This is a genomic window from Bradyrhizobium sp. LeoB3 (genome assembly GCF_055456055.1).
Map to the genome: position 1 here is coordinate 1 of NZ_JBVBEF010000346.1, position 651 is coordinate 651.

Sequence of the window (651 nt, forward strand, 5' to 3'; positions counted from 1 at the left end):
CGTTACGAAATCCCTCTGCAACTAGGCCGATACCGAGACCCGTCGCAACGAAGAATCCCAAAGGTAGAAGATGGGCAGTCCACGGTGCAGCGGGCGCGGCGTACACCGCATATAACGTGGCGAGTGCCGTCCCGAAAAATGAGCTGGCGCGATCGAACAGAAGGCCACATAGAAAGATCCCGGGAAGAAGGAAGAACAGTCCGCCGAAGCCGCTTTGCGATTGCAGACCCATTTGCACAAGAATGAAGAACGCCATGATGAGGGCGCTCGTCCCAAACCGGATATAGGCAGGTTGCGGATGAGCAGGAAGGAAATAGAGTAGGCGTTCCATTGAGTAGAAACCGTCAGGCTGCGCTTTGAGTTCCCGAAGCTCACGACCGATGTCCCTATTCTGTAAGCCGCATTGCTCCGGCGGTGGCGGGCTGTAGGTGCGCTGCAACAGGGAATTTCGTCGGAGATGCGAGCCCTCTTCAGCGGCTCCTGGTCCTGCGCGACGAAATCAGCCTGTCGCCTGTATGTCGGCTCTGAGGGCCGGACCTGATACAGATCGGGCAAAACTGGCGCGATTGACCCGAATGTATGGTCCGGCCGTGCGTAGCAAGAAGATTTCGACGATCCGGTAGATGCGGTCTTGCATCAATGTATCCGGCC

At 57.1% G+C, this 651-nt stretch carries 1 pseudogene; it reads right to left on the minus strand.

The features are described 5' to 3' along the window. Positions 1 to 439 (minus strand): annotated as a pseudogene (locus ACZXDY_RS46245) (hypothetical protein); the annotation flags it as partial. Positions 440 to 651 lie beyond the last annotated feature (212 nt).